The organism is Streptomyces sp. SID4985, from assembly GCF_009863025.1.
Taxonomy (GTDB): domain Bacteria; phylum Actinomycetota; class Actinomycetes; order Streptomycetales; family Streptomycetaceae; genus Streptomyces.
In genome coordinates this window covers 1-4,702 of record NZ_WWIR01000268.1, presented here as the reverse complement: position 1 = coordinate 4,702, position 4,702 = coordinate 1, and the positions used below count along the sequence as shown (strand labels likewise).

The following is a 4,702-nucleotide window of genomic DNA, read 5'->3' as shown; positions in this document are numbered from 1 at the left end:
TCCGGGCGGGGTGCGGGGGGTCCGGCGCGCAGTCCGGCCCGGCGTCGGACGGTCGCCATGGCGGCGGCGTCGAGGAGGGCCAGGGGCGCCTGGCGTCCGGCGTTGTTCGTGGGGACGGGGCGGCGGTCGGTGCCGAGCAGGGCGGTGGTGAGGAGGTCGTCCCAGGAAGGTGCGGTGGTGGCCGTCGTCTCGTGCATCAGGGTTCCCTTCCGTGTGGGCGGGGTCAGTGCAGCGTCACCGGGGCGCCGGGGTGCGCGGGCCAGGCCGTGAGGGGGGTGAAGCCTCGGTGGCCCAGCTCGCCGAAGACGGTGAGGGGAGTGCCGCCGGAGAGGGCGATCAGCCGCCAGAGGCCGGGGCGGGCGAGGAACGCCGGGGTCAGGGGGAGGGCGGCGTCGGCTGTTGGGTCGGTCTTCGAGTCCTCTTCTCCTTCCATGTCGGTCAGTTGCCAGGCGCCCGGGCGCTCGTCCGGCACCGGTACGACGCCCTCCAGCGTGACGGGGACCGTGTCGAGCCAGGGGTCATCGCGCAACGCGTCGCCGTAGCGGGCCATCGCCTGCGCCGTGGACAGTCCCTCGGGGCGGGTGGTGGCCGGGGCGGGCGGGGCGTACCGCTCGCCCAGCGCGGCGCGGAGCTGTCCCGCGCCAGGGAAGACGGTCAGGTCCGCCTCCAGGGTGTGGCCGACCGGGAGGGACAGCTCGGGGGCGCGCCCGGCGGCGCCGTAGGAGAGGAGCAGCCGGGTGCGGCCGGAGTCGGTGCCGTGCAGCCATATGCGGCGGACCGTCAGCTTCGGATCGGCCGTGTCGTACTGGGCGAGGACCAGCCAGCGGTCGCGCAGCGGTGGGCCGTCGGCGGAGGCGGGCAGGCCGATCCGGGAGCGGACCGTGGCCGCGAGGGCGTCCGGCAGCCGGTCGCGGCGCAGCCAGCCCTGGGCGAGGAGGTGCAGCAGCGCGCACTCCTCCAGGAGCCGGGCGGGCCAACCCGGTCCGGAGGCGGGTATCGCACCCAACTCCCTTGTCTTCGCGGCGAGTCCGGGTGCCTGCGCGTCGACCATGCGGGCGGCCGTCTCGTCCCACCACGCGTACCCCGCCTGCTCGGCCGAGGCCAGGCCGCCGCGCAGCAGGTCCGCGAGGCGCTGCTCCAACTCGGTCACGCCCGCCGTCACCCGCTGCTCCCGGCGCTCGGCCCGGCGCCGGGCCGCCTCGGGGTCGGCCGGGCCGCCCGATGCCTGCTTCTCCTCTTCTCTCTCCTTCGCCGTCCGTTCCTCCGTGCGCTCGTCGAGTCCGCTTCCCGTTCTGCACGACGCGGCGTCAGGTGCCAGGGCAGACACCCGATCCGCAGGCCGGCGCACCCCCTGCTGAGTCATGCCAACGACGGTAGATCCCGCCACTGACAATCGGCCCGCGGCCGAGTTATCCACAGGCCGGAGCGGTTGTCAGTGGCGTGCTGCATGGTGGATCCAGCTCGCCGACCGGCCGAGCCGAAGGGGGCCTCAGCCATGTCTGTGTCCACGGGGACGACCGCCGAACCGACTGCCGAAACGACCGCCGTGCCGCCCGTCGCGCCGCACCGCGACCAGGTGTTGCGTCCGCACGCCGAGGACGCCTTCGCGGCCGAACTCGCCGCGCTGGCCGCCCACGACGACCGGCCGCGCCCGGCCCGCTGGAAGCTGTCGCCCTGGGCCGTCGCCACCTATCTACTCGGCGGCACGCTGCCCGACGGCACGGTCATAACCCCCAAGTACGTCGGCCCGCGCCGCATGGTCGAGGTCGCCGTCACCACCCTCGCCACCGACCGCGCCCTGCTCCTGCTCGGCGTGCCCGGCACGGCCAAGACCTGGGTGTCGGAGCACCTGGCCGCCGCCGTCAGCGGCGACTCGACCCTGCTGGTGCAGGGCACGGCGGGCACGCCGGAGGAGGCGATCCGCTACGGCTGGAACTACGCCCGGCTGCTCGCCCACGGCCCCAGCCGCGAGGCGCTCGTGCCGAGCCCGGTCATGCGCGCCATGTCCGAGGGCAGGACGGCCCGCGTCGAGGAGCTGACCCGCATCCCGGCCGACGTCCAGGACAGCCTGATCACGATCCTCTCCGAGAAGACCCTGCCGATCCCGGAGTTGGGGGAGGAGGTCCAGGCCGTGCAGGGGTTCAACCTCATCGCCACCGCCAACGACCGCGACCGGGGCGTGAACGACCTCTCCAGCGCGCTGCGCCGCCGTTTCAACACGGTCGTGCTGCCGCTGCCGGAGACCGCCGAGGCCGAGGTGGACATCGTCACGCGCCGGGTCGAGCAGCTCGGCCGCTCGCTGGATCTCCCGGCCGCGCCCGACGGTCTGGACGAGATCCGCCGCGTCGTCACCGTCTTCCGCGAGCTGCGCGAGGGTGTCACCGGCGACGGCCGGACCAGGCTCAAGTCGCCGAGCGGCACCCTGTCGACGGCCGAGGCGATCTCCGTCGTCACCAGCGGCCTCGCCCTGTCGGCCCACTTCGGCGACGGTGTGCTGCGCGCCGGGGACGTGGCCGCGGGCATCCTCGGCGCCGTCGTCCGCGATCCGGCGGCCGACCGAGTCATCTGGCAGGAGTACCTGGAGACGGTCGTACGCGAGCGCGACGGCTGGACCGACTTCTACCGGGCCTGCCGCGAGGTGGGCGCGTGAACGAGGTGAGCGGCGGGGCGTTCGCGGCCGGGCCGCTGCTGCTGGGGGTACGGCATCACGGGCCCGGCTCCGCGCGTGCCGTCCGGGCGGCGCTGGACGCGGCCCGGCCCGCCGTCGTCCTGATCGAGGGGCCGCCCGAGGCCGACCCGCTGGTCCCGCTCGCCGCCGACCCCGGCCTGCGACCACCGGTCGCGCTGCTCGCCCATGCCGTGGACGAGCCAGGCCGCTCGGCGTTCTGGCCGCTGGCCGAGTTCAGCCCGGAGTGGGTGGCGATCCGGTGGGCTGTCGAGCGGGAGGTGCCGGTCCGGTTCATCGACTTGCCGGCCGCGCACACCCTGGCCGGGGCGGGGGAGCCGGAAGGCGGGGTGGGGCGCGAGGAGGGGGCCGACGCCGAGCCAGGTCCCGGACCCGGACCCGGCACCGAGCCCGGTGCTGATCTCGGGCCACCCGAGGGCGCACGCCTCGATCCGCTTGCCGTGCTCGCCGACGCCGCCGGGTACGACGACCCCGAGCGCTGGTGGGAGGACGTGATCGAGCACCGGGGCGGCGGGGGAGCGGGCGACCCCTTCGCGCCGTTCGCCGCGCTGGAGGAGGCGATGGGGGCGCTGCGTGAGCGGTACGGGGATACGGGGCACGCAGGTGACCAGGTGCGGGAGGCGTATATGCGACTCCAACTGCGAGCGGCGCGACGGGAGTTCGGGGACGCGGTGGCGGTGGTGTGCGGGGCGTGGCACGTGCCCGCGCTGCGGGACAAGGTCACCGTCGCCGCCGACCGGGCACTGCTGAAGGGGCTGCCCAAGACCAAGGCCGAGCTGACCTGGGTGCCCTGGACACACCGCCGTCTCGCGCGCTTCAGCGGCTACGGGGCGGGGATCGACTCGCCGGGCTGGTACGCCCATCTGTTCCGGGCACCGGACCGGCCGGTCGAGCGGTGGCTGACCAAGGTGGCGGGGCTGCTGCGGGAGGAGGACCGGCTCGTGTCCCCCGCGCACGTCATCGAGTCGGTCCGGCTGGCCGAGACCCTCGCCGTGCTGCGCGGCCGCCCGCTGCCCGGCCTGAGCGAGACCACCGACGCCGTGCGCGCGGTGATGTGCGACGGCTCGGACGTGCCGCTGTCCCTGGTGTACGACCGGCTGGTGGTCGGGGACGTGCTCGGGGAGGTACCCGAGTCGGCGCCCGCGGTGCCGTTGCAGCGGGACCTCGCCCGGGAGCAGCGCCGGTTGCGGCTCAAGCCGGAGGCGGCGGAGCGGGAGTTGGAGCTGGACCTGCGCAAGGACACCGACGCCGCGCGCGGCAGGCTGCTGCACCGGCTGCGGCTGCTCGGCGTCGGCTGGGGCGAACCCACCACGTCACGGGGGAGCACAGGCACCTTCCGGGAGACCTGGCGGCTGCGCTGGGAGCCCGAGTTGGCGGTGAAGGCGGCCGAGGCGGGTGTGTGGGGCACCACCGTCCTCGGCGCCGCGACGGCCAAGGCGGAGTCGGACGCGATCGCCGCCCGTTCCCTCGCCGACGTCACGGCGCTGGCCGAACTCTGCCTGCTCGCCGGGCTGCCGGACGCCCTCCCCGTGGTCATGCGGGTGCTGACCGACCGCGCGGCCCTCGACTCCGACGTGAGCCACCTCGCCCAGGCCCTCCCCGCACTGGTCCGCTCCCTCCGCTACGGCGACGTACGCGGCACCGACATCGGCGCGCTCGCTGACGTCGCCACCGGCCTGGCCGACCGCGTCTTCGTCGGCCTGCCCGCGGCCTGCGCCGGGCTGGACGCGGACGCGGCGCACGAGATGCGGGGGCATGTGGACGCGGCGCACGGGGCGGTCGCCTTGCTGTCCGAGACGCGGGGCGGGGGCGAGGCGGCCGGGGGGATGCCGGAAGCCGACCGGCCCCCGCGGGCCGACCACCCGGGACGCGCCGACCACCCTGAACCCCTTGAAGCTCTTGAACCCCCTGATCCTCGGCGCGCCGACCGTCCCCAATCCCCTGACCTTCGGCCCCCCGGCCACCCCCAACACCCTGACCTTCCGCCCCCCGACCATCCCCAACACCCTGCCTCAC

3 protein-coding genes and 1 pseudogene are annotated in these 4,702 nt (G+C 75.3%); 2 read left to right on the top strand and 2 right to left on the bottom strand.

Features of this window, described 5'->3' with window-relative positions; translation table 11 throughout:
* Positions 1-197: pseudogene (locus tag GTW40_RS11145) on the bottom strand (hypothetical protein); the annotation flags it as partial.
* 26 nt (positions 198-223) lie between these two features.
* The gene (locus tag GTW40_RS11140; protein ID WP_161180009.1) at positions 224-1,363 is read right to left on the bottom strand and encodes a hypothetical protein; all 1,140 of its coding nucleotides are present in this window, start codon (positions 1,361-1,363) and stop codon (positions 224-226) included.
* Positions 1,364-1,495: 132 nt separating this feature from the next.
* Here GTW40_RS11140 and GTW40_RS11135 point away from each other — a divergent pair, with 132 nt between their 5' ends.
* Both GTW40_RS11135 and GTW40_RS11130 read left to right on the top strand, forming a co-directional pair.
* Complete coding sequence (locus tag GTW40_RS11135; protein ID WP_161180008.1) at positions 1,496-2,650, top strand: AAA family ATPase; 1,155 nt, start codon at positions 1,496-1,498, stop codon at positions 2,648-2,650.
* Positions 2,647-4,702 (top strand): DUF5682 family protein (locus GTW40_RS11130; RefSeq protein ID WP_343245660.1); only part of this gene is annotated, 2,056 nt, incomplete at its 3' end. The genes GTW40_RS11135 and GTW40_RS11130, both read left to right, overlap by 4 nt.